Annotated in this window: 18 protein-coding genes and 1 tRNA gene; 10 read left to right on the forward strand and 9 right to left on the reverse strand. The window is 41.3% G+C overall.

Annotated features, from left to right (window positions below; translation table 11 throughout):
• Positions 1-5: 5 nt before the first annotated feature.
• From AC570H_RS07975 to AC570H_RS07985, 3 genes are all read right to left on the reverse strand, one after another.
• Positions 6-1,874 (reverse strand): RagB/SusD family nutrient uptake outer membrane protein, encoded by a 1,869-nt coding sequence (locus AC570H_RS07975; protein ID WP_497353477.1) that lies wholly within the window; start codon positions 1,872-1,874, stop codon positions 6-8.
• A gap of 10 nt (positions 1,875-1,884) precedes the next feature.
• The gene (locus tag AC570H_RS07980) at positions 1,885-5,049 is read right to left on the reverse strand and encodes a SusC/RagA family TonB-linked outer membrane protein (protein WP_497353479.1); all 3,165 of its coding nucleotides are present in this window, start codon (positions 5,047-5,049) and stop codon (positions 1,885-1,887) included.
• A gap of 358 nt (positions 5,050-5,407) precedes the next feature.
• On the reverse strand, positions 5,408-6,472 hold the full coding sequence (locus AC570H_RS07985) for a LacI family DNA-binding transcriptional regulator (RefSeq protein ID WP_497353481.1): 1,065 nt from the start codon (positions 6,470-6,472) through the stop codon (positions 5,408-5,410).
• A gap of 198 nt (positions 6,473-6,670) precedes the next feature.
• Here AC570H_RS07985 and AC570H_RS07990 point away from each other — a divergent pair, with 198 nt between their 5' ends.
• Both AC570H_RS07990 and AC570H_RS07995 read left to right on the forward strand, forming a co-directional pair.
• Positions 6,671-6,892: a bacteriocin immunity protein gene (locus AC570H_RS07990; RefSeq protein ID WP_497353483.1), complete on the forward strand. Its 222-nt coding sequence runs from the start codon at positions 6,671-6,673 to the stop codon at positions 6,890-6,892.
• Positions 6,893-6,917: 25 nt separating this feature from the next.
• A complete protein-coding gene (locus tag AC570H_RS07995; protein ID WP_497353485.1) occupies positions 6,918-7,541 on the forward strand; it encodes a hypothetical protein in 624 nt (207 codons plus the stop codon).
• A gap of 37 nt (positions 7,542-7,578) precedes the next feature.
• Here AC570H_RS07995 and AC570H_RS08000 read toward each other — a convergent pair whose 3' ends face one another.
• Positions 7,579-9,144: a Na+/H+ antiporter gene (locus tag AC570H_RS08000; protein WP_497353487.1), complete on the reverse strand. Its 1,566-nt coding sequence runs from the start codon at positions 9,142-9,144 to the stop codon at positions 7,579-7,581.
• A gap of 79 nt (positions 9,145-9,223) precedes the next feature.
• On the reverse strand, positions 9,224-11,476 hold the full coding sequence (locus AC570H_RS08005; RefSeq protein ID WP_497353489.1) for an excinuclease ABC subunit UvrA: 2,253 nt from the start codon (positions 11,474-11,476) through the stop codon (positions 9,224-9,226).
• 438 nt (positions 11,477-11,914) lie between these two features.
• Between AC570H_RS08005 and AC570H_RS08010 the strand changes: the two genes are divergently transcribed.
• From AC570H_RS08010 to AC570H_RS08020, 3 genes are all read left to right on the forward strand, one after another.
• Positions 11,915-12,223 carry a hypothetical protein gene (locus AC570H_RS08010; RefSeq protein WP_497353491.1) on the forward strand — a complete coding sequence of 103 codons (309 nt, stop codon included), beginning with the start codon at positions 11,915-11,917 and terminating at the stop codon, positions 12,221-12,223.
• 64 nt (positions 12,224-12,287) lie between these two features.
• Entirely contained in the window at positions 12,288-13,883 is a 1,596-nt protein-coding gene (locus tag AC570H_RS08015; RefSeq protein ID WP_497353493.1) for a hypothetical protein, read from the forward strand.
• Between the two features lie 10 nt (positions 13,884-13,893).
• Positions 13,894-14,886 (forward strand): lanthionine synthetase LanC family protein, encoded by a 993-nt coding sequence (locus AC570H_RS08020; RefSeq protein ID WP_497353494.1) that lies wholly within the window; start codon positions 13,894-13,896, stop codon positions 14,884-14,886.
• Between the two features lie 47 nt (positions 14,887-14,933).
• Here the strand turns inward: AC570H_RS08020 and AC570H_RS08025 are convergent, their stop codons facing one another.
• The 4 genes from AC570H_RS08025 to AC570H_RS08040 all read right to left on the reverse strand — a co-directional run bounded on the left by AC570H_RS08025 (position 14,934) and on the right by AC570H_RS08040 (position 18,219).
• Positions 14,934-16,646, reverse strand: a complete 1,713-nt coding sequence (locus tag AC570H_RS08025; protein WP_497353496.1) for an alpha-L-fucosidase — start codon at positions 16,644-16,646, stop codon at positions 14,934-14,936.
• A gap of 234 nt (positions 16,647-16,880) precedes the next feature.
• Positions 16,881-17,165, reverse strand: coding sequence for a sensor histidine kinase (locus tag AC570H_RS08030; protein WP_497353498.1), 285 nt, complete (start codon positions 17,163-17,165; stop codon positions 16,881-16,883).
• Positions 17,162-17,875, reverse strand: coding sequence for a CBS domain-containing protein (locus AC570H_RS08035; RefSeq protein ID WP_497353500.1), 714 nt, complete (start codon positions 17,873-17,875; stop codon positions 17,162-17,164). Before AC570H_RS08035 ends, AC570H_RS08030 begins: the two co-directional genes overlap by 4 nt.
• Entirely contained in the window at positions 17,872-18,219 is a 348-nt protein-coding gene (locus tag AC570H_RS08040; protein ID WP_497353502.1) for a hypothetical protein, read from the reverse strand. Before AC570H_RS08040 ends, AC570H_RS08035 begins: the two co-directional genes overlap by 4 nt.
• An 81-nt stretch (positions 18,220-18,300) precedes the next feature.
• On the opposite strand from AC570H_RS08040, the gene AC570H_RS08045 reads away from it, so the two are divergent.
• The 5 genes from AC570H_RS08045 to AC570H_RS08065 all read left to right on the forward strand — a co-directional run bounded on the left by AC570H_RS08045 (position 18,301) and on the right by AC570H_RS08065 (position 20,130).
• Positions 18,301-18,477 (forward strand): hypothetical protein, encoded by a 177-nt coding sequence (locus AC570H_RS08045; RefSeq protein ID WP_497353504.1) that lies wholly within the window; start codon positions 18,301-18,303, stop codon positions 18,475-18,477.
• A gap of 114 nt (positions 18,478-18,591) precedes the next feature.
• Positions 18,592-18,664: transfer RNA gene (locus AC570H_RS08050), tRNA-Ile, on the forward strand.
• 148 nt (positions 18,665-18,812) lie between these two features.
• Positions 18,813-19,322, forward strand: coding sequence for an anthrone oxygenase family protein (locus tag AC570H_RS08055; RefSeq protein WP_497353506.1), 510 nt, complete (start codon positions 18,813-18,815; stop codon positions 19,320-19,322).
• Positions 19,323-19,334: 12 nt separating this feature from the next.
• Positions 19,335-19,652: a hypothetical protein gene (locus AC570H_RS08060; RefSeq protein ID WP_497353508.1), complete on the forward strand. Its 318-nt coding sequence runs from the start codon at positions 19,335-19,337 to the stop codon at positions 19,650-19,652.
• Positions 19,653-19,731: 79 nt separating this feature from the next.
• Positions 19,732-20,130: a hypothetical protein gene (locus AC570H_RS08065; RefSeq protein ID WP_497353510.1), complete on the forward strand. Its 399-nt coding sequence runs from the start codon at positions 19,732-19,734 to the stop codon at positions 20,128-20,130.
• The last annotated feature ends 11 nt before the right edge of the window (positions 20,131-20,141 follow it).

Here is a 20,141-nt window from a genome sequence, read left to right on the forward strand (position 1 = left end):
TAGTATTAAAAACCAGGGTTTTGTGGCCTCAAGCCTAAATTCAACGACATTTCGGTAGGTGAAAAAGGCCAGAGCAGGTCTCTTTGGGATGCATTTCTAAAAGCAAGCGCACGAACCTGTAAATTTGATGGCGCAGCAGGAATTGGCGCATTGCCTATAGTGATATCGGTTTCGATGCGTTTCATGTTGGTTAAAAATTTGCCCCAGCGAATCAAATCTGCTTTTCGTAAGCATTCAAAACTCAACTCTCTCGAGCGCTCATCTTCAATAGCCTGTTGAAATGCTTCGGGCGAGCCTGTTTGCGAGGCAGTGAGTTCGTAATTGCTGCTGGCACGCTTACTGATCAGTGCTGTTGCCAATGCACCTGCGCCACCGCCACCCGTAAATGTGATGGTAGGCGCCGTAGTGTAACCTGTGCCTTCGGTTAACATTTTAACCCTGATTACTTTTCCGGCCGAAATAAAGGCCTTGGCTGTTGCACCAGTACCTACGCCGGTAATGACAACGGCAGGTGCCGAAGTATAATTTGTTGTACCGCCATTGGTTACCTGTACCATTCGCACGGCTTCTGGGGTCAGGTCTTTTCCGTAAGCCCTCCGCCTTACCTTGTTTACTGCATCGATGGCAGCCGCTGTTGGACTTCCATTAACTTTATTATCGGCTTCGGCAAACATGAGCAATACATCAGAAAACCTGAGCAAAGGAAAGTTGATTGGCCCCCAGTTGTTTACTTTAGGGCTCACCACTTCCAATTCCCTGCGCCATTTGCCACTTGTGCGTTGGTAAAGCTGGTCTACGGTAAACGGGGTTTCAATAACTGGTGTACCAGTGGTAGTGTAGGGTGCTATAGACCAGTCTCTACGCTCATCAGTGGAGAGTAGCGACGTAGGATTTTCAAAAAGATACCATAAGCGTGCAGTCGCATTTAAATAGCCATAGCTAAAGCCGTAATTTGGATCAGTACCAGAATAAAGAATGCCGTTGTTGCTGCCCACGCGGCCAGTTTCCTGAAAACCATCGGTGGCATTTCCCTGAAATTCGGCTTCCCAGATCGATTCGCCAATGTCATACCTATCTTGGCAATAGTTGATGAAAACGTTTTGGTAAGAGGGATTTAAGGTATGCTGAAAACCATCTTTAGGATCGGGCATCATTACTTTAAGTGCCCAGTCGCGGGCGGCTTTATACTTGCTTACATCGTTTATCGGGGCGCCTGCCATTTGCAGACATACCCTGGCCAAGATGCCTCTCACTGCCGATTTATTGATCCGACCACCAAAACCTACTTCTTTAGCGGTTTTTACTAAAGTTTCGGCCTCTGTCATGTCTGCGATAATCTGTTCGTAAACTTGTTTAGCGGGGGTTCTGGCTGCAAAGGTTTCATTTGCCGATTTCACAGTTTTGGTCATTAAAGGCACATCGCCCCAATACAGCACCAGCATAAAATGGTAATAGGCCCTTAAGAAAAGCGCCTCGCCCCTTACGGCTTTTTTGTTCTCTGCGCTCATGGTTGCCCTGTCCAGGTTTTCTAAAAGTGCGTTGGCACGGTTAATCCCATCATACCAAAAGGTAAAATTGTTGGCAATATTTACATCACTGGCCGATACGTTATAAACCGCTACACCTTCTACCGCTCCATTGTTAAAAAAGGCCTCGTCTGCATCTAAACCCATCCTTCCGAGCATCTGATCGCCGTAGGTTTGAGAACGCGACAACCGATCGTAAACTCCCGCCAATGCCGACATGATCTGCTTTTCCGTACCATAAAAAGTTGCTGGTGTATTATTGGAAAGTGGCGTAGTTTCTAAAAATTTCTTACAAGAGCTTGCAAACACCGTTACGGTAATCAACAAGCCTATTAATTTATATTTCATCTTCAAAAAATTATAGCGTTACATTAATACCGAAAACAACTGTCCTTGCATTTGGATAGGCCGAATAATCAAAACCCGGACTAAGTACAGCATTTCGGGTAGAAACCTCTGGATCAAAACCCGTGTAATTTGTCCAAGTGAGTAGATTTTGTGCAGCCACCGTTAAGCCAATGCCTTTTATTTTATATTTTGAAAGGTACTTTGCAGGGATTCTATAGCCTAAGCTTACCGTCTTTAGCCTCAGGTAAGATCCATCCTCAATCACTTTTGTCGAGTAGCGCCCAGTTGGCCCATAGCCATTGGTTCTGTATTGCTCGTTATTCTGGTTCTCTGGGCTCCAGCGGTTATTATAGGTGGCAAATTGGTTTAAAAGATTCAAACTGGTTCCCTCAAACATCAGCCTATTGGCATTGATTAAATCATTGCCATAGCTCCATTGCAAAAACACGTTCAAATCAAAGCCTTTGTATTTAAAGATATTAGAGAAACCACCTGTATGAATGGGCGTGCCCCTGCCAATAATGGTTTTATCCTTGTCATCTACAGTACCATCACCATTCAAATCCTTGTATTTGATATCGCCAGGCTGTATCGAAGCCCTTGTATTGCCATTGGTTGGCACAGCCGATTTAAGCAAATAAACACCGGGAGCGGTTTGGTCAAAATCAGCGTACTGATAGTTTCCTTCCCATATGTAACCCAGGAACTGCCCTGCTGGCTGTCCTACCTCGGTGATATACAGTGGTGAATTGACATAAGCCTGGTTCCATTGAATGGTTTCTAATCGATTGGTTTCGCCACTTAAAGCCAATACCTTGTTTTGATTAAAGGCGATGTTGAAATTGCTTTCCCACGAAAAGTCGGTTTTTTTGATGTTCACCGTATTGATGGTCAGCTCCAAACCCTGGTTGCGGATGGCGCCTATATTTTTGAAGGCAGTTGAAAAGCCAGTGAATTTTGGCAAGGCTGCATTCAGCAATAAATCGCGGGTATCTTTTCTGTATACATCAACAGTCAGGTCTACCCTTCTTTTGAATAGGGATACATCTAAGCCTAGGTCTAACTGTTTGGATGTTTCCCAGGTGAGGTCTTCATTCCCTAGCCTAGACACATAGGTACCTAAGGTTGGCGAGGCATTGTTCCACGAATAAGATGCTTCTACTGCTTGCGTAAGCTGGTCTTGATAAGGATAATCATCAACCCTGTTATTGCCAACCAAGCCATAGCTTACCCTTAATTTTGCATCGCTGATCACCTTTACATTCTTCATAAAAGGTTCGTTGCCCAGCTTCCAGGCAAATGCTCCAGAAGGAAAATAGCCCCATTTATTATTGGCCGAAAACTTAGAGGATCCGTCTGCCCTTGCAGAAAAAGTGAGTAGATACCTCGATTTATAATCGTAGTTAATACGTCCCAAATAAGAAAGCAAGGTGTTTTCTGCAGCAACATTAACCAGTGAAAATGGAGTACCTGAAGCTAAGCCATCAATGCCCAACAGCTCATTGCCAACGTTTATGGCCGCAAATCCATTGGTTTTCATCCTTGTTTTTTGGGCCGAAAAACCCACCATTGCATCGAAATTGTGATCGGCATTGATCCTTTTCCTGTAAGTTAACGTATTCTCATTAGACCAGATATACCTGTCGGTAGCCTGCTTGCCACCCCATTGCCCCCTTGTATTGCCCGGATTTGCTGGATTTCCCTGTGCCGTATTTGAGTTATAAAAATATTCCCGGTTGGCGTCGTTAACACTTATGCTCCCGGTTGATTTAAAAGTCAAACCTTTAAGCACATCGAAAGTGAGGTAAGTATTGCCAAACAGCGTATTGTTCCAGGTTTTATTGTATTCGTTATTGGTAGATAAAATCGGATTAACCCGATAATCGTTATTGGTATTGATATCGCTATCAATAAGGTTATTCAACAAATCATCTTCTGTAAAATCGGTTCTTCCGGTAACCGGCCTATAGCCTAGGGCATTGTACAGCAAATAACTCGTTACCGAAGCCTGATCTCTATTGGTAACAGAGGCATCAGTACCGTAAAAACTGTTGGAACTGTAGTTTAAACTTACGCCCGTTTTGAATTTTTTACCTAGGGTCTGATCTATGGAAAGCCTGCCCTGATACCTTTTGCTACCGGTATTGATAATTACCGCATCGTTGTTGAATAAGGATGCCGAGATGGAATATTTTGTTTGTGGGGTACCGCCCCTAACGGCAATGTTGTGAATGCCAACTTTACCAGTTCTAAACAACTGATCTTGCCAGTCAACACCCTGAATATCGCGGTAGCTTTCTAAGGTACGGCCGTTGGTGAGGTAATTGGCTCCGTAGCCTCGTTCAATTTCATACTTTACAAATTCGTAGGCATTCATCATTTCCATGCGTTGCCACAGCTGCTGGTAGCCTTGCGATCCGTTGTAGGTAATTACCGGAGCTTCGGCCTTGCCTTTTTTGGTTTCTACAATGATGACGCCATTTGCACCCCTCGCCCCGTAAATAGCTATTGCCGAGGCATCTTTTAAAACGTTAATGGATTCGATGTCATTGATGTTTAATGTTCCAGGATCAAAATACTCGTTGGGAAAACCGTCTACTACATATAAGGGAGCGTTGTTTTGTGTTAGCGAACCTGCTCCCCTTATTACAATGTTAATTCCTTCTTTACCTGGCTGTCCTTGGCTTGTTGACACCTGCACGCCTGCTATGCGGCCGGCTAAGGCCTGATCTAATGACATCACTGGTGCTTTTTCTATCGTTTCTGCAACATTTACAACGCCAACAGCACCCGTTAAATCACCCTTTTTAACCTGGCCATAGCCTACCACCACCACATCGTTCAAGGTTTTCGAATCATTTTTTAATGCGGCGTTTAGGCTTGTTCTATTGGCTACCGCAATTTCAAAAGGCTGATAGCCCACATAGCTAAATGTCAGCACGTCTGTTTCTTTGCATTTAATGCTGTAAACACCTTCCGTATTTGTGATGGCGGCAACATTGCTATTCTTTATTTTCACGTTTACGCCCGCCAGTGGTTCGTTGGTTTGCTCGTCGTATACCTTTCCCGTTACCGTTTTTTCTTGCGCCAAAGCGAACGAAACATTAGCCACAACCGTAAACATGAGGATTATAAATTTGGACAGCCATTTATAATTTGTGGTGCTCTTATTCATATTTGATGAGTTATCGATTATTAATTAAACCAGACTTAATTGCCATACCAATCTACCCTCTGCACCCTGTGGCGCAAATTAAAATGGAGGAAGAATAAGTCAAATAAAAATGTATTGCTAAAGAATACAGCTAAACGTTTACGTACACGTAATTTGGTCTAAAAAAAAGCATCGACCTTTTTGAAGCAATCGACAGCGCTAAGGCCTTGATGTAGAAATTGATTTTTGACATAACAGGTTTGGTTTTGGTTGGTTGATAATTTGGTTGTTGTAACTTACTGAAAGCTAATGTAAATAATAAATTGTTAACGTACACGTTTTTTTTCATTTTTTTTCATTTTCCAATAAATAAACCCTTCTAATTCTTGTAAAAGCTATAATTTTCTTTGGTAATGATATCAATGGGCATATAATATGCACTAGCTATTAGCTGTTCGTGCACCAGGTAATTGTACAGAGTCATTACTCCCCTATAGCCTTGCTCCTTTGGCTTTTGGCCGATCAGGAATTCGATGATGTTGTGTTCTAAATAACTGATGTTCTCTTCGAGGAAATCGTAACCTACCAATTTAATGTTAGTCATCTTTGATTCCTGAATGTATTTGGCAATGTAAGATACCCTTGAATTGGTTACAAAGATAACTTTTACTTCATGCTGTTTTAAAACAGCAGCAATCTCCGTTTTTAAGGCGTCGTAGGCGATGTCTCTAATATCAAGCTTAATGATCTCATTGCTTTTGCTGTTTTCTTTAAAATAAGCGCGAAATCCCTCCTCTTTTCTGAGCAAATGGTGTAGGCCGTCTACCTCTTTGGCAATGTTTACGATCAAAACTTTTTCTTCTTCTTTTAAGAGGTAGTTTACCAAATGCGCCCCCAATTTTCCACTATGGAACAGTTCAGGTCCAATGTAGCACAAACTCTTATAACCCGGAAGGTCTGAATTGATAAAAACATAGGGAATCTGTTGCTCGATACACTTGTCGATCAAAATCTTTGATTCTTCAATAAACATGGGAGCAATCAAAATTCCATCAATCTTGTTTTTTAGCACCAGCTTTGCCTGGGCTAAAAATGTCTGCTTATCATCCTGATCAAAGAAATACTTGTCAATAACAATACCATAGGCCCTTATTTCTGCTTCGGCATCTTCAATACCATTTAAGGGTGCTTTCCAGTAGCCTGTTTCTGGCGAAATGGCTGGAATAAGTACAGCGATGTGGAGGATCTTTTTGGAGGCTAGTCTTCGGGCAAGGATATTGGGCTGATAGTTCAGTTCTTCGATGATTGCTAAGATTCTTGCCTTCGTCTTCAGGGAAACACCTTTCCTATTGTGAATTACCCGATCAACGGTGCCAATTGAAACTTTAGCCCTTCTGGCAATTTCTTTTACACCAACTAATTCTTGTTCTGATTCGCTTTCCATATAGGGGTCTATTCGTTAACGTGTACGCAACCGAAGATATAAAAACAATCTAATATTCGTACAGGGCAATGATTGAAATAAGCCAAAAAACCTGGTGGAGCTGCTCAATTTTATAACCTGCAAATCAGCTGCTTTCTGATTCGATGTAGCCAAATGCTTATCTGTTTCCTTATATTTGATTGATAATGGATCAGGAAGATGAAAACAAACCTCGATAAGACACAGCTGGTTGAATTGGTAAAAAAGATCATGAATGCCGAAGGTAGCACTGAAGCAGCGAACGATGAGATGCTGGACATATTTTTAGCCAACGTTCCCGATCCCAATGCATCCGATTATATATTCGAATTGGAATATGAGCACTTAAGTGCCGAAGAAATTGTAGACAAAGCCCTTGCGTATCAACCGATCATTTTATAACGAACAGCAATAAAAATTTAAAACCATGAGAATTAGCTACCTATGCTTTATTTTGATTTCGATCCAACTGAATTTATTCGCTCAAAATATTAAGAATAAAGACAATTACAGTTATCAGGTGAGGGAAGAAAAGGGCGACCTCAATAATGATGGCAAAATGGATAGAATAACTGTAAAAATGGATACAGTGAACGAAACAAGGCCATTCAAATTACAAATTTTCCTATCCCAACCAAATGGGAAATTAACTTTAGCTGTATCTTCAACCAAAATAATCGAGCCGCAGTACCCTATTGAAAACCAAGGAAAATTTAATGGATACCAAATTCCAAGTTTTTTTATTGAAAAAGGGATATTAAGAATGTGGAGTGAAATTAAAGGAGGAAATATTACCTACGATTTCAAATATCGCAATGGGAATTTTGAATTAATTCACGTAACTAAGCTAACGAATAATGCAACCAAAGGATATATTGATGAGAATACCATATTTACGGAAACTAAATATAACTTAATTACGGGAATCAAAACCGAAACTGATGGAATATCAGGTTCAAAGAAAGCGCTAAAGAAAAGAAAAAAGAAAATTTCGATCAAACCTTTACCGAAAATACAGGATTTCAAATTTTCCGATAAAAAATTATATTAAAAACAGCACGGCCAGCATCAACTTGGCAAGCTAGTCTCTATAAAAGCTTGATCCTTTCTTCCTCTAAATCGATCTGGTAAATCTGCCAGTGGATATATTCCTCATGTAATTCTGGGTCTACTTTTAAGCCTGCTAAAAACTGGCGCTGGTTTTCCAACAGTTCCAAATAATTTTGCTTGGCAGCCGCTGTCATCTTCATTTTTTCTGGTTGGTTGATCTTATCTTCCCAAAGCGTGATCATTTTCTGCAAATGGGGATCTTGATACAATCCTTCTTGATGCTTCTCTCTTAACAGGCGTACGGTTTCTACAACGAGGTGGTTTTTCACCTTTATCTTCGCTTCTTCCTCAGGTAATTCCCTGGCGTAATTAAAAAGATTGGTGCGCTTAATCAAATATGGAAGCGTGAGGCCTTGGATTAAAAGCGTAAGCAAAATAACCATAAATGTAATAAATAAGATCAGGTTACGATGAGGCAGGCTAACTGGAATAGAAAGTGCAGCAGCGAGCGATACTACGCCCCTCATCCCCGTCCAACCCAGCAATAAGGGCATGCCTAACCTTCTGCGTCTGGAAAGTCCCTGCCCCGGAGCAACGCTAGGCCTGAAGATCAATGTTGCTATTAATGCTCCATAAGAAGAAATCATCCTGGTGGCGATGAGGATAGCCGTAACCAAACCACCATAAATAATGGCGTTTCTTAAAGGTATACCGTCTGCACGCAATCCCTTTACAATTTCGGGAAGCGCCAAACCAATGATCATAAACACAATACCATTGAGAATAAAGATCAATGCTTCCCAAAAACTGAAACCCTTTATCCGACTGGCACTGCTTAAAAAAGAAAACCTTCTGGTTGATAAAAACAGTCCACCAGCTACCACCGCCAATACACCCGAACTGTGCACTTGTTCTGCTATCCAGTAAAGCAGGTAAGGCTCCACCAGCGTAAACACAATATCCGAAGGTGCATCGGTAGGCAATCTTTTGTGTGCCTGTACGAATAGCCAGCCACCCAAAAGTCCAATGGCAATACCCCCAATGATCATCCAAGAAAAATCGATGATGGCCGTTTGAAAAACAAATTGTCCCGTACCTACAGCCACCAGGGCAAACCTCACAATGATCAGCGAAGAGGCATCATTAAGCAGGCTTTCTCCTTCTAAAACGGCTGATGTAGACTTAGGAATTTTCACGAATTTCATGATAGCCCCAGTGCTCACCGCATCGGGAGGAGATACAATGCCACCCAACAAAAAACCCAAGGCTAGGGTAATACCCGGAATATAGTAACTGGCGAAAAGCGCAACGGTAAGTGCAGAAAAAAACACAACCAAAAATGCAAAACTGCCGATGATGCGCCACCATTTTTTCATTTCCTTAAAAGAAATGCTCCATGAGGCCTCAAACAGCAATGGTGGCAAGAAAATGAAAAAAATCATATCCGGATCGACCTGAATGCTGGGTAGTCCGGGAATGAAGCTGATCAGCAGGCCAGCTATGACTAAGAGTACGGGATAGGCAACTCGCAATTTATCGGCCAGCATTTCGATCAATACAATAGCCACCACGAGCGCTAGCATAAATGGTAATAATTCGTGCATATTTTAGATAGGTATTTTTTTATTAAAATAGCTACAAATATGTACAATACAAAATGGCCTTGCTCTTTTCGCTACAAGGCTAATGCGCCAGGTGTTTATTCAGAAATGACGCAGTATATGATTTTTTACTTTTAAGCAATTCCTGTACGGTTCCTTCAAACATCACGCTTCCACCGAACTTGCCTGCACCCGGACCTATATCGATGATCCAATCGGCTTGTGCAATGATATCCAAGTTATGTTCAATCACAATCAAGGTGTTTTTTCTCTCTACCAAACCTTCTAAGAAAGAGAGCAGTTTTTGTGTATCGCTGGGATGCAAACCTGTACTGGGTTCATCGAGGATGATGATTTGATCGCTTTCTTTTAATTCCTTGGTTAGTTTTAAGCGTTGCCGCTCCCCTCCCGAAAAACTGTCTAAGCGTTGCCCTAAAGTCAGGTAATCCAAGCCCAATTTGAGCAATAGATCAAAACCTTTGAAAAATACCTCCTTTGGAAGAAAGTCAACGGCCTCTACAATGGTCATGTGCAGCACTTCTACAATGTTTTTATCCTTGTAGGTGTATCGGAGCACCTTAGGGTCAAAACCTGTCCCGCCGCATACTTCACAAGGCTGTTCAATGTCGTCCATAAAAGCCAGGTCTATTTTTTGAACTCCCAGGCCCTTGCAATTTTTGCAGGCTCCTTCGCTATTGCTGCTGAACAGCTTTTCTGAAACACGGTTGCTGTTGGCAAAGAGCTTTCTTAACGGATCTGACAAATGCAGGTAAGTCAGCAAATTAGAACGCACGCTTGCTGCAAACAACGATTGGTCTATTACCGTCACACCTGGATAGATTTTGGGCAGCACCTTATTGATGAGCGTACTTTTGCCCGATCCGGCAACACCGGTAACCACCGTCATGACCTCTTTCGGCACTTTAACATCGATATCCTTCAGGTTGAACAGCGTTGCATTCTTGATCTCCAAATAGCCCTCCGCCTTTCTTGGCGTTGGTTTTATTTTCGGTTGTTCGGCAAAATACAGGCCTGTCTTTCCCTTCGATTTTTTGAGGCCCTGCCAATTTCCCTCGTAAATGATTTCGCCGCCATTTCTTCCTGAACCCGGTCCCATATCTACTATCCAATCGGCAATTTTGATGAGATCAGGATCATGTTCCACAATCAGTACAGTATTTCCCTTGTCTCTGATCTGTTTAATGATGGATGCAATGTTTTCTAAGTCCTTTGGGTGAAGGCCAATGCTGGGTTCGTCGAAGATATAAAGCAGGTCGACTAAACTATTCCCCAAGTTCTTTACCATTTTTATCCGTTGCGATTCGCCTCCAGAAAGCGTATCTGTTCTTCTGTCGAGCGTTAGGTATTGCAGGCCGATGCCAATTACATTGTGCAGTTTCTTGGTCAGCTCATTTAAGATGACTTCATAGGTGTTTGAGGAAATCGACCGGATAAATTCGAGCAACTCGTCGATAGACAGCGCGGTGCAATCGGCGATGTTTTTGCCTTCGATTTTACATGACAATATGTGATCGTTTAATCGTTTTCCGTGACACGAAGGGCAGATTTTGGTGGTAATTACTTTTTTTAAAGCATCTTTTCGGTTCAGGTTTTCTTGTGAATCCTTTTTCAGAAAGGCTTTTTCTATTCTTGGGATGATACCTTCATATTTTACGGTCTTGCCCCAGCCTTTATTGGGATGCTTTGGTTTGTGTTCTTCTGCATTTAAGAGCATTTCCAAATCCTTTTGGCTATAATCCCTGAGTTTTTTATCGTTGTCGAAATAGCCGGATTCGGTATATCGCGTTAACCGCCAACCTCCCGGCTGAAAAGTGGGAAACCTGATGGCGCCTTCCAGCAGCGATTTATCCTTGTCTATTAAAAAATCGAGGTTTACGGTTTGTATAAAACCCAGCCCCTCGCATTCGGGGCACATCCCCTGTGGATGATTGAACGAAAACACATTGGAATAACCCACAAATGGTTTGCCTAGCCGAGAGTAGAGCAAACGCAGGGAGGCATAGATATCAGTTGCCGTTCCAACCGTCGATCGGGCATTGCCGCCCAGTCTTTTCTGGTTGATGATAATGGGTACGTTGAGGTTTTTGATCTGATCAACATCGGGTACGCCATAATGTTGCAAACGATTTCTGACAAAGCTATTTTGGGTTTCGTTGATTTGGCGCTGTGCTTCTGCGCCTATGGTCTCGAATACCAATGATGATTTTCCGGAACCCGATACCCCGGTAAATACGGTGATTTTATTTTTAGGAATATTTAAGGAAATATTCTTTAGGTTATTTTGTCTGGCATTGAGGATGATGATGTTTTCCATGGCAATTTGAAAAGAAGCGGACCCGATAAAAATGTTGTAGACTTTCTATACCAAAGTTTAGCCGAAAATGTTTTAACAATTAGTTACAATTAATGGCCTTCACGTTAAAATAACGCACGCAATCGTTTGCGTTTCGTTTCTTAAACGCTTGATTATCATCCTTATTCATTATACCCGCAATAGGATTATTTCCTATCCTTTTAAAGCTAAACAAGAACAGAACCATCAAACGTTTGCGCTTGCTTTAGCCAGCAGAACAGGCCTCTTATCGGCTATTCTTTATTAACTTAAGATAAACCCATCAAACATTTAATGCTAAACTATTTATTTAAGGAAAGGAGGCCAAAAAAAGATATCATCGATAGCACATTCGTACTTGCAAAATGCAGGTACCTGGGCGTTTAGCCCAAGCAAAAAATAACCAAAAAACCTTAATGTATGAAAAAACTAAAATTAGCCACACAAGATTTTGCCAAGAAGCAAGTCTTGACCAGGGCGCAATTGAGAAATGTTTTAGGTGGCTGTGGCGATACAACCACTAACGACGCCTGGGGCTGTTGGACTACCTGTGGGATATCGCGTCACACCGGCTTCCCAGACAGCACCTCCATGGAATTCCAAACCGGCTACTGTGCAGACACCAGCAATGGCTGCCAATGTCAGGGCTTGCCTGACTGGGGCGCTGGAGCTTATATACAGACCTGTGCCCCTTGGTGTATAGGCGGAATAGACGTTGGCTGTATATAAACCCAACAAAGACTATGTAATTGCTTACATAGTCTTTGATCATCATTAATCTAAATTTGAGCTCATGATTTTTTTATCTGCCCAGCCAGACGATTTTTATTTTTTATGGCAACTGGAATTGCAAATCCATAATTTTAAAAATTTAGGCATCAAGCCGAGTGAGATCCATATTCTTATCGGTTACAAGAGCCAGAATGGCCTTGCCAAGCATTTTGTCGACTTTATTAACGAAAAACATAGCGAAGCCTCGTTTTTTGTTTACCCCGACGAGAGGGCCAGAAAGGGCTATATTCCCTCTCTTCGCCCAAATATCATCAGGCAGCATTTAAGGAAATATCCTGAACTAGGTCAAGAGCCTATATTTTATCACGATTCGGATATCATTTTTAGGGAGCTTCCTAATTTCGATGCGCTTTGCGCAACTGACACCTGGTATGTTTCTGATACCAGAAATTACCTCGACAGCAAATACATCCTCAGAAATGCATCTAAAAGGCTTTTAACTAAAATGTGCCAAGTGGTTGGCATCGATAGCAAGACAGTAATTGCAAACGACAAGCAGGTTGGAGGCGCACAATACCTGTTAAAAAATACTACAGAAGCGTTTTGGGAAAAGATAGAAAACGATTCGGAAGACCTGTACCAAGTATTGCGGGACTACAATTACAGCATGGCTGAAAAAGACTATATCGATACGAAGCAAATGCGGTCTAAAAAACCAAAGATACAGGCTTGGTGTGCAGACATGTGGGCTGTGTTGTGGAATGCCTGGCTTGATGGCCATCAGGTTGAGATAGCTGAAGAACTGGATTTTGCCTGGGCCGTAAACAATATACACCGATGGTTCGACAAAAAGATATTGCATTATACGGGTGGCGTTGCCAAAGACGACCTCAGCAACTTTCAGAAAAACAGGTACACTAAAGCCAGTCCATTTTACGATCCATCGTTAAAGCTGCTATCCAAAGACTATTGTGGCTATCCGGTTAAAGATGCCATTGATCAAATTGTGGCCCTCAAACCAAAATTCAACTGTGATGATGTCACGTTTATTTTAGAATACAATGCCGAAAAACAAGAGCTGCCGCATAATTTGATGGTGGCGGTGAGGTATCTATTTAAAAACCTAAATACCAACCTACTGATTGTTGAAACAGGCACAAAAGAGACGTTGAATTATGTTACCTTAAAAGATAATAACTGTGATTATATTTTTATAGAAGATGGCTATAATGACCAGGAACGAAAAATTGTGCAAGATTACCTGATGCTGAAAATAAAAACCAGGTTCGTTGCATTTTATGATTTGAATCTCGTGGTGCCCCTTAACCAAATCATCGATTCTATCCAGCTCCTCAGGCAGGGCTATGCTTTTATCAGCCCTTTTAGCGAAGTGACAAAAATCGATATGCTATTAAGGGAATGTTTTACAAGGATATTGGACTCGGACTTTCTAGAAATGAACAAAGGAAAAGGCCAGTTGGCTCCAAACATGAACTCCCTTCCCTTCTTTTTACACAAGCAGGAATTGATCAAATCAACAAATGAGGCCAAACAGCTAAAGGATGATATTTTTTGCCGTACGCATATTTATCAGCTCGAGTCTTTTGCGAACTCGCATGCAGAAGTTGAAGGCAATTGTTTTCACCTCACCAATTAATCGATAGGCATTGAAAATCACCATACATAATCAACACCTCAACGATGTGATACTCAGCAATTTCAAATCTAAAGGATTAGGTTTAGATGGCTGCCTTAATGAGGTGCTGAAATTATTTGCACTCCAAGAGGTTACAGGCTACAAGGATTATTTAAACACCATCGATTTTCTGTTAGACCGAATGAGCGACGAGGTGATCACCTTACGAGATATGCGCTTTTACACGGGCATTGCCGGCATTGGCTGGGGCATTGAAATGATTGCCCAACACAAGCTCATGGAGATTGATACCAATGAGGTGTTAGAAGAACTCGACGACCAGATTTACCAATATGTTTTTGCCGAAAAAACAAGCAACCTTTCTGTAAAGGATGGAATGTTAGGCATTTTTTTATACTTCTTGGCGAGGAAACATGCCAATGGAAGCCTGCATCATTACCGGGCCATCATTAATGAGGAATGTTTTTCTTTTGTTATTGATGAGATTGAGCGCCAATTAAACGGCGAAAACGGCCTGCTGAAAAAAGAGCAACCCACAAAGGAGGATTTGATAGCGATAGCACATTGTCTGTATTTCTTTGCCGATTTTTATGAAGAACGGGTAAACCAGGATGCTGCCGAAAAAATATTGTATGCGGCAATAGATTTCACAGACCATTATTTAGCCAGGCAAGTGCCGAATACCGATGAAGCTATTTTTCATCATACCCTTCTTTCCTTGGCTTATTACATAGCTGGCGTAAAGCACAAGCATAGTTATTGGAAGAAAAGAGCGTTGTCTTATTTAAATCAATTGCCTATGCCTAGTGCAAATCCTGCAACTCAAATAGAGAGGCTCAATGCCTTATTGTATCATATTTACATCGACAAAGGATTTAAGTTTACAATTGCTTCGCATTCAGAGGATTTTAATTCGACTACTGATGCCGTAATTGCCCAGATAGCGATGAATGGAGGATCGCTTAGCAAATTATATGAGTTTTATATGTTTGTGATGCTATAATTTGCCTATACTGTCTTTTTCTTTCGGAAAGATAAAACGCTATAAATCTATTTGAGTGGTGCAAAAAACCTTAATTCTGAAATCTTCAACTGCCTACCCGGATTTTTGCGAATTTCGATCCGTGCGTAGCTGGTCGTTGTTTTAGGAAAAGTCATTATCGGTGGCGACCCTAGCATGCCGTTATGGGTTAATATTGTTTTCCAAGGTCCATTTTTGTTTTCCGAAACCTCTAATTTTAGTCCATACCAATCGCACCAACTCTCAACCAGCCCCGTTGTTTCTGAAGGAGAAAGTGCTTCTGAAAGAGAAAGGCTACCAAGCGTTACTGGTTTAGTCCATTCAAAAGACAAGGTAGATAAAATATCTTCTTTGCGGTCTTGCCAAGCAGATTGACCATTGTTATCAAAAAACAGCTGGGTTCCATACTTTTTAAGATCATTATCCCTAATACTTGAAGGCGTAATTTTTGCTTCTTCAGCCAAATTTGGCTGACCATCAACAATGGCCAAAGGATAGGCAGCTCTATCGAGTATCAACTTCACCACTGTAAAATTAGTCGGTTCTTTTTTAGTATAATCAGGGAGCTGAATTACCAACTTATTGTTCTTTATTTTCCACTTTATACTGCCATTGTCCAATCGTTTTACTTCCTTGATCTTTGCATTTAGCAAGGGCAACGAATATTCTCCCTGCACTTTATCGGAAACAAACAGGTAAACATTATTGTCTTTACAGGTAGCACCACCCCATTCTCCATCGCGATAAGGCCCTCCCCTTGTACCATGTACGGCTTCTCCATTAATTTTCATCCAATCGGCAAATTCTTGCAATCTTTTTGCATCCGGAGGATAAAGTTCTCCTGTTTCCATGGGGCCGACATCTAACAAATAATTTCCGTCTCTTGATATGGTATATACCAAGGTTCGCAACATGTTTTGGAATGGAAAAGGCTCCATCGGTTTGTTATAAACCCATCCACTGGGATTAATGGCCTCACAGGTTTCCCAAGGTTTTACCCTATCAAATCCGCCAACCATGTACTCAAAACTTAAAAAATCTTCTTTTACAGCACCATGAATACCTAACATGGTATTGGGATTTCGGGCATAAACAAGACCAGGAATGGTTTGGGTGGCTTCTTTCCATTTTTCTGAGGGTACGGGTTCAATGCCATCAAACCAAAGCACAGACACTGGTCCGTAGTTTTTGGTCAGCTCATCAATGAGGTGGATATAGTATTGATTGTATTTGTCCTGTCGGGTATTGAAATCCGGATTTTTCCAGTCCTTGGCTGAAAACTGCCAGCCCAAGGCCAAGCCCTGGCGTCTACAAGCTTCTGCAAATTGCTTTGATACATCTTTAGCATAAGGGGTGGCCATAATGTTGTAATCGGTGGCTGTAGTATTAAACATACAAAATCCATCATGGTGTTTAGCTACAAATACGGTATAACGCATGCCAGCGGCATAAGCCAGTTTCAGCCATTCATCAGGATTGTACTTAACCGGATTAAAGGTTTTATAATAGGCATCATACTCGTCTGCCGGTACTGTTCCATGAGCATTTAGCGCGCTTTTACGCGCATGTGAATGTGAGGGGTTCAACCCTTTTCCACTGGAAGTGGCCCAGTGTATGAACAAGCCTAACCGCATATTTCTCCATTGGTCATAAGCTTTGAGACTATCTCTGCCTTGGGAAGCAACTCTTGTTACCGCCAATGCAAAAAATAAAAAAAACAGGCATCTTTTTACATTTTTCATGCGACTATTATTTAGCTGTTAATACTGAGAAAACGAAAAGGAACAATCTATTTGTTAAGGGGATTTAACAAAATCTGCTGTTAGGGGGATCTAACCAAGAGCTAAACCTAAGATAATATTTAAATCGTTAAAAACAATGATTTAAAACTATTTTAATGCAAAATTTTAATCCTATTAAGGTTGATAATCTTAACCTTGCAGTTAAAATCAATCCATTCTTTAAGCTATTTTTAACTACAAATCAAACCTCAAATAAAAAGCAGTTCCTACATTTTCCGTACTCTCAAATGCAATGCTTCCGCCCAATTGGGCAACGAGTTCTTTGGTGATGGACAAACCCAAGCCCGTAGAGTTTTCTCCATTGGTGCCCAACCTGTTGGCATCGGTAAACTTATTAAAAATTAGGGGCTGAATGGCTAAGGGAATGCCCATGCCCGAATCCTGGATGGTAATTTGATACTGGTTGTCGGCAATACCTAAAGACAAAAGGATATTCCCTCCCTGTTCGGTAAATTTCAAGGCATTCGACAACAGATTATGGATGACCCGCGCCAGCTTTCTTCGATCGGTAAGCAGCAAATAAGGCTCTGGAGGGATATGATCTTCCAAGGTAATCTTTTCAATGCAGCATTGCCTTTGATCTCTGCCAAACAATTGCGCAAAAAACTGCTGAGTTCAATTTTGCTTTTGCTATTCTCGTTCCGCTCGGCAAGCAGGATATGATTTAAGATTTCGGTAGCTTGATCACAAGCCTGTTGAGAATATGCCAACAAAGCCTTGTTTTCTTCTTTGATAATATTTTGCCCCAGCAATTCGTGCAAACCGTTGATATTGGAAATAGGATTTTTCAGATCGTGGACGATTTGCTGCACAGCAGCTTTTTGGACTTGAATAGATTCCATAAAATGCTCAAGGATATCGTGCTTATGAATGATCCCTATCAATTTTCCGGAATCATAAACAGGCAATACATCGACCTTTGATTTTTTCATGAGGTCAATTACCTCATCAAGCAGTTGCTCCACTTCAACCTTTGGTTTCTCGGATAAACAATCAATAACCAGGTTGTAGCGCTTTGCAGCCAGGTCTTCGGCCGAGAGTAAACCTATCGGCTCACCATCTTCCATTACAATGACAGCTCCGCTTTCCTGTACGATCTTCCTCGCCTTTGTAGTTGCGTCATATGCATCGATCGTCTTGTATTCTTTCCTGAACAGCTGACTGGTCATGACCGATATTCTAGCTCAATATTACTCAGGGAAATGTTGATTTTACAGTCGACCCTTACCAATTCTTCTTTTGATACGAATGGAAATACCTTTTCTTTTAATATGGCGATCAAACGATCGGCAGGCAATTTCTTCAGGATTTTTCTATTCACGAAAATGGCTTCTATGTTTTCCTCGTCTATGGTGATGGTTTCAAAGCCATTGGGAATGAGCAGTTCAAAAGACCTAGAGAGGCCAATTCGTCCTTGTGCACCATCCCTGCCCAAAATCAAAATATCCTGAAACGGGGGTAGCTTAATCTCCCCAAAACTTAGGCTAACTGTATATTTAACGCCATCTTTCATAAAACTCTATTTAATTTTGGTTTCCTGTGCTGTTTCGCAAATATATTTCTAATTAGGCTCTCCAAATCAAATGTAAAAATTATGAACATCCAGCACGCTCCTAATCCGCCCTGGGCGATACTGCTTCTTGCGGTACAAAGAGAATTTGCCCAAGATGAAACCGTATCAGCAAAAAATATTTCCTATTCAAAAAGAATTTTCGTATCATTGCACCATGAAAATGACATCAATACAAAGCTTGATACCACAACCGATTGATCGGAGGGGATAGCTATGCATTGAATAAAAATATTTAAACAATAGAATCCTCTTAGATAACGCTAAGGGGATTTTTTGTTTTGGGACTATCCCGAACTCTCCTTAGCTAACCATGGAAATATAGCTCAATGGTTAGAGCAGTACTCTTATACGGTACCGGTTAAAGGTTCGAGTCCTTTTATTTCCACTTTATTTTCCTGTGGTGCAATGGCAGCACGTCTGATTTTGGTTCAGAAGATTGTGGTTCGAGTCCATGCAGGAAAACTTATTGACAAGGCAACAGTGCCAGGGATAACTTTTAATATTACTCCAAATTCCATAAGTTTGATCCAGACATGAGGAGAAAGACCATGAGCATTTTTATTTTGGCATTAACCACCCTAGCCTGTGGCTTAATTTCCGGACTTTTTTACAGCTACGCTTGTTCTGTAAATCCAGGCCTACACGCTTTAAATGATTTTGGCTATTTATCGGCTATGCAGTCCATCAATAGGGCTATCCTCAACCCCGTCTTCTTTTTCAGTTTTATGGGCACGCTTATCTTGTTGCCTTTGAGTACCTATTTCAGCTATACGCCTGCCCTATCTGCCCGCTTTTGGTTGCTGCTGAGTGCAAGCCTACTTTATATCGTTGCTGTTTTTGGCGTAACCATGTTTGGCAATGTACCCTTGAACGATGCCTTGGACAAATTTAACCTCGCCAGCGCCAATGCCGAAGAATTGGCCTCCCAAAGAGCCTTGTTCGAGGCCAAATGGAACATGTGGAATAGTGTGCGTACCGTAGGTGTAGTAGCCAGCTTTGCCTTAACCGTAGCGGCCTGCCTTTTTAATCCCGTTAACGATTAGTTAAATTGCCTCATGTTCTACGCCAATAAAAAAGTAGCCTTAAAAACCAATGTTGCCCAGCAAACTGCTCAAATTATCGCCAATGTGAAGGAGCTGGAAGGCAAAAACCTAGTTCGTATCGAAAACAACGAAGTATTGCTCTACCCACAAATCTGGAAAGACAAAGCCAGCGCGCTCAACTGGATCAAATGCCTTTACCTCTATTGCTGCATCAAAAAGAAAATCAAAGATGGAAACCCGCTTTATTTCAAAAACATAGAAACCCGCGAGCTGATCGGCAATATGATTAAAAAATCGCCTAAAGTACTGCTCGACTTTCCTACAGGTTAAATATTAATTTTTAGTTAATTCAACTTTTTGGCATCGATATTGGTAAGGCAAACACAGAATTAACTCAAAATCTGTAGCAATGAAAAAATTTTACTTTGCCTTGTTGGCATTGCTGGTGCTGTTTACTGCCTGCAAGAAAGAATCAAACAACAAACCCGAAAAACTGATCGTAGGAACATGGACCATCAAAGAGATCGTTAATGAAAGTTATGACGATAAGGGCAAGCTCTTGAGCAGCGACAAAGATACTTATGACGCTACCTGGACTTTTACCGATACACAACTCATTACAAAACAGGGAGACAACGAGGATACTTACCAATACACTGTTTACAAAAGCAACGATAAAACCATTTTATCGATCCCCAACGAAATTGAGTTTGAAATCAAAAGCATTAACAAAAACGAATTGCATATTTCTTACGAAGATGTAAACTCGAGCGGGAAGGACGTAAGTTCTTATAATTTTTCGCGATAATTTATCCGATA

Source organism: Pedobacter sp. B4419 (assembly GCF_059693725.1).

Excerpts from the sequence above, each read along its gene's own strand:
- AC570H_RS07975 (WP_497353477.1), bottom strand. The coding sequence starts at position 1,874 with ATGAAATATAAATTAATAGGCTTGTTGATTACCGTAACGGTGTTTGCA.
- AC570H_RS07980 (WP_497353479.1), bottom strand. The coding sequence starts at position 5,049 with ATGAATAAGAGCACCACAAATTATAAATGGCTGTCCAAATTTATAATC.
- AC570H_RS07985 (WP_497353481.1), bottom strand. The coding sequence starts at position 6,472 with ATGGAAAGCGAATCAGAACAAGAATTAGTTGGTGTAAAAGAAATTGCC.
- AC570H_RS07990 (WP_497353483.1), top strand. The coding sequence starts at position 6,671 with ATGAAAACAAACCTCGATAAGACACAGCTGGTTGAATTGGTAAAAAAG.
- AC570H_RS07995 (WP_497353485.1), top strand. The coding sequence starts at position 6,918 with ATGAGAATTAGCTACCTATGCTTTATTTTGATTTCGATCCAACTGAAT.
- AC570H_RS08000 (WP_497353487.1), bottom strand. The coding sequence starts at position 9,144 with ATGCACGAATTATTACCATTTATGCTAGCGCTCGTGGTGGCTATTGTA.
- AC570H_RS08005 (WP_497353489.1), bottom strand. The coding sequence starts at position 11,476 with ATGGAAAACATCATCATCCTCAATGCCAGACAAAATAACCTAAAGAAT.
- AC570H_RS08010 (WP_497353491.1), top strand. The coding sequence starts at position 11,915 with ATGAAAAAACTAAAATTAGCCACACAAGATTTTGCCAAGAAGCAAGTC.
- AC570H_RS08015 (WP_497353493.1), top strand. The coding sequence starts at position 12,288 with ATGATTTTTTTATCTGCCCAGCCAGACGATTTTTATTTTTTATGGCAA.
- AC570H_RS08025 (WP_497353496.1), bottom strand. The coding sequence starts at position 16,646 with ATGAAAAATGTAAAAAGATGCCTGTTTTTTTTATTTTTTGCATTGGCG.
- AC570H_RS08035 (WP_497353500.1), bottom strand. The coding sequence starts at position 17,875 with ATGACCAGTCAGCTGTTCAGGAAAGAATACAAGACGATCGATGCATAT.
- AC570H_RS08040 (WP_497353502.1), bottom strand. The coding sequence starts at position 18,219 with ATGAAAGATGGCGTTAAATATACAGTTAGCCTAAGTTTTGGGGAGATT.
- AC570H_RS08045 (WP_497353504.1), top strand. The coding sequence starts at position 18,301 with ATGAACATCCAGCACGCTCCTAATCCGCCCTGGGCGATACTGCTTCTT.
- AC570H_RS08055 (WP_497353506.1), top strand. The coding sequence starts at position 18,813 with ATGAGGAGAAAGACCATGAGCATTTTTATTTTGGCATTAACCACCCTA.
- AC570H_RS08060 (WP_497353508.1), top strand. The coding sequence starts at position 19,335 with ATGTTCTACGCCAATAAAAAAGTAGCCTTAAAAACCAATGTTGCCCAG.
- AC570H_RS08065 (WP_497353510.1), top strand. The coding sequence starts at position 19,732 with ATGAAAAAATTTTACTTTGCCTTGTTGGCATTGCTGGTGCTGTTTACT.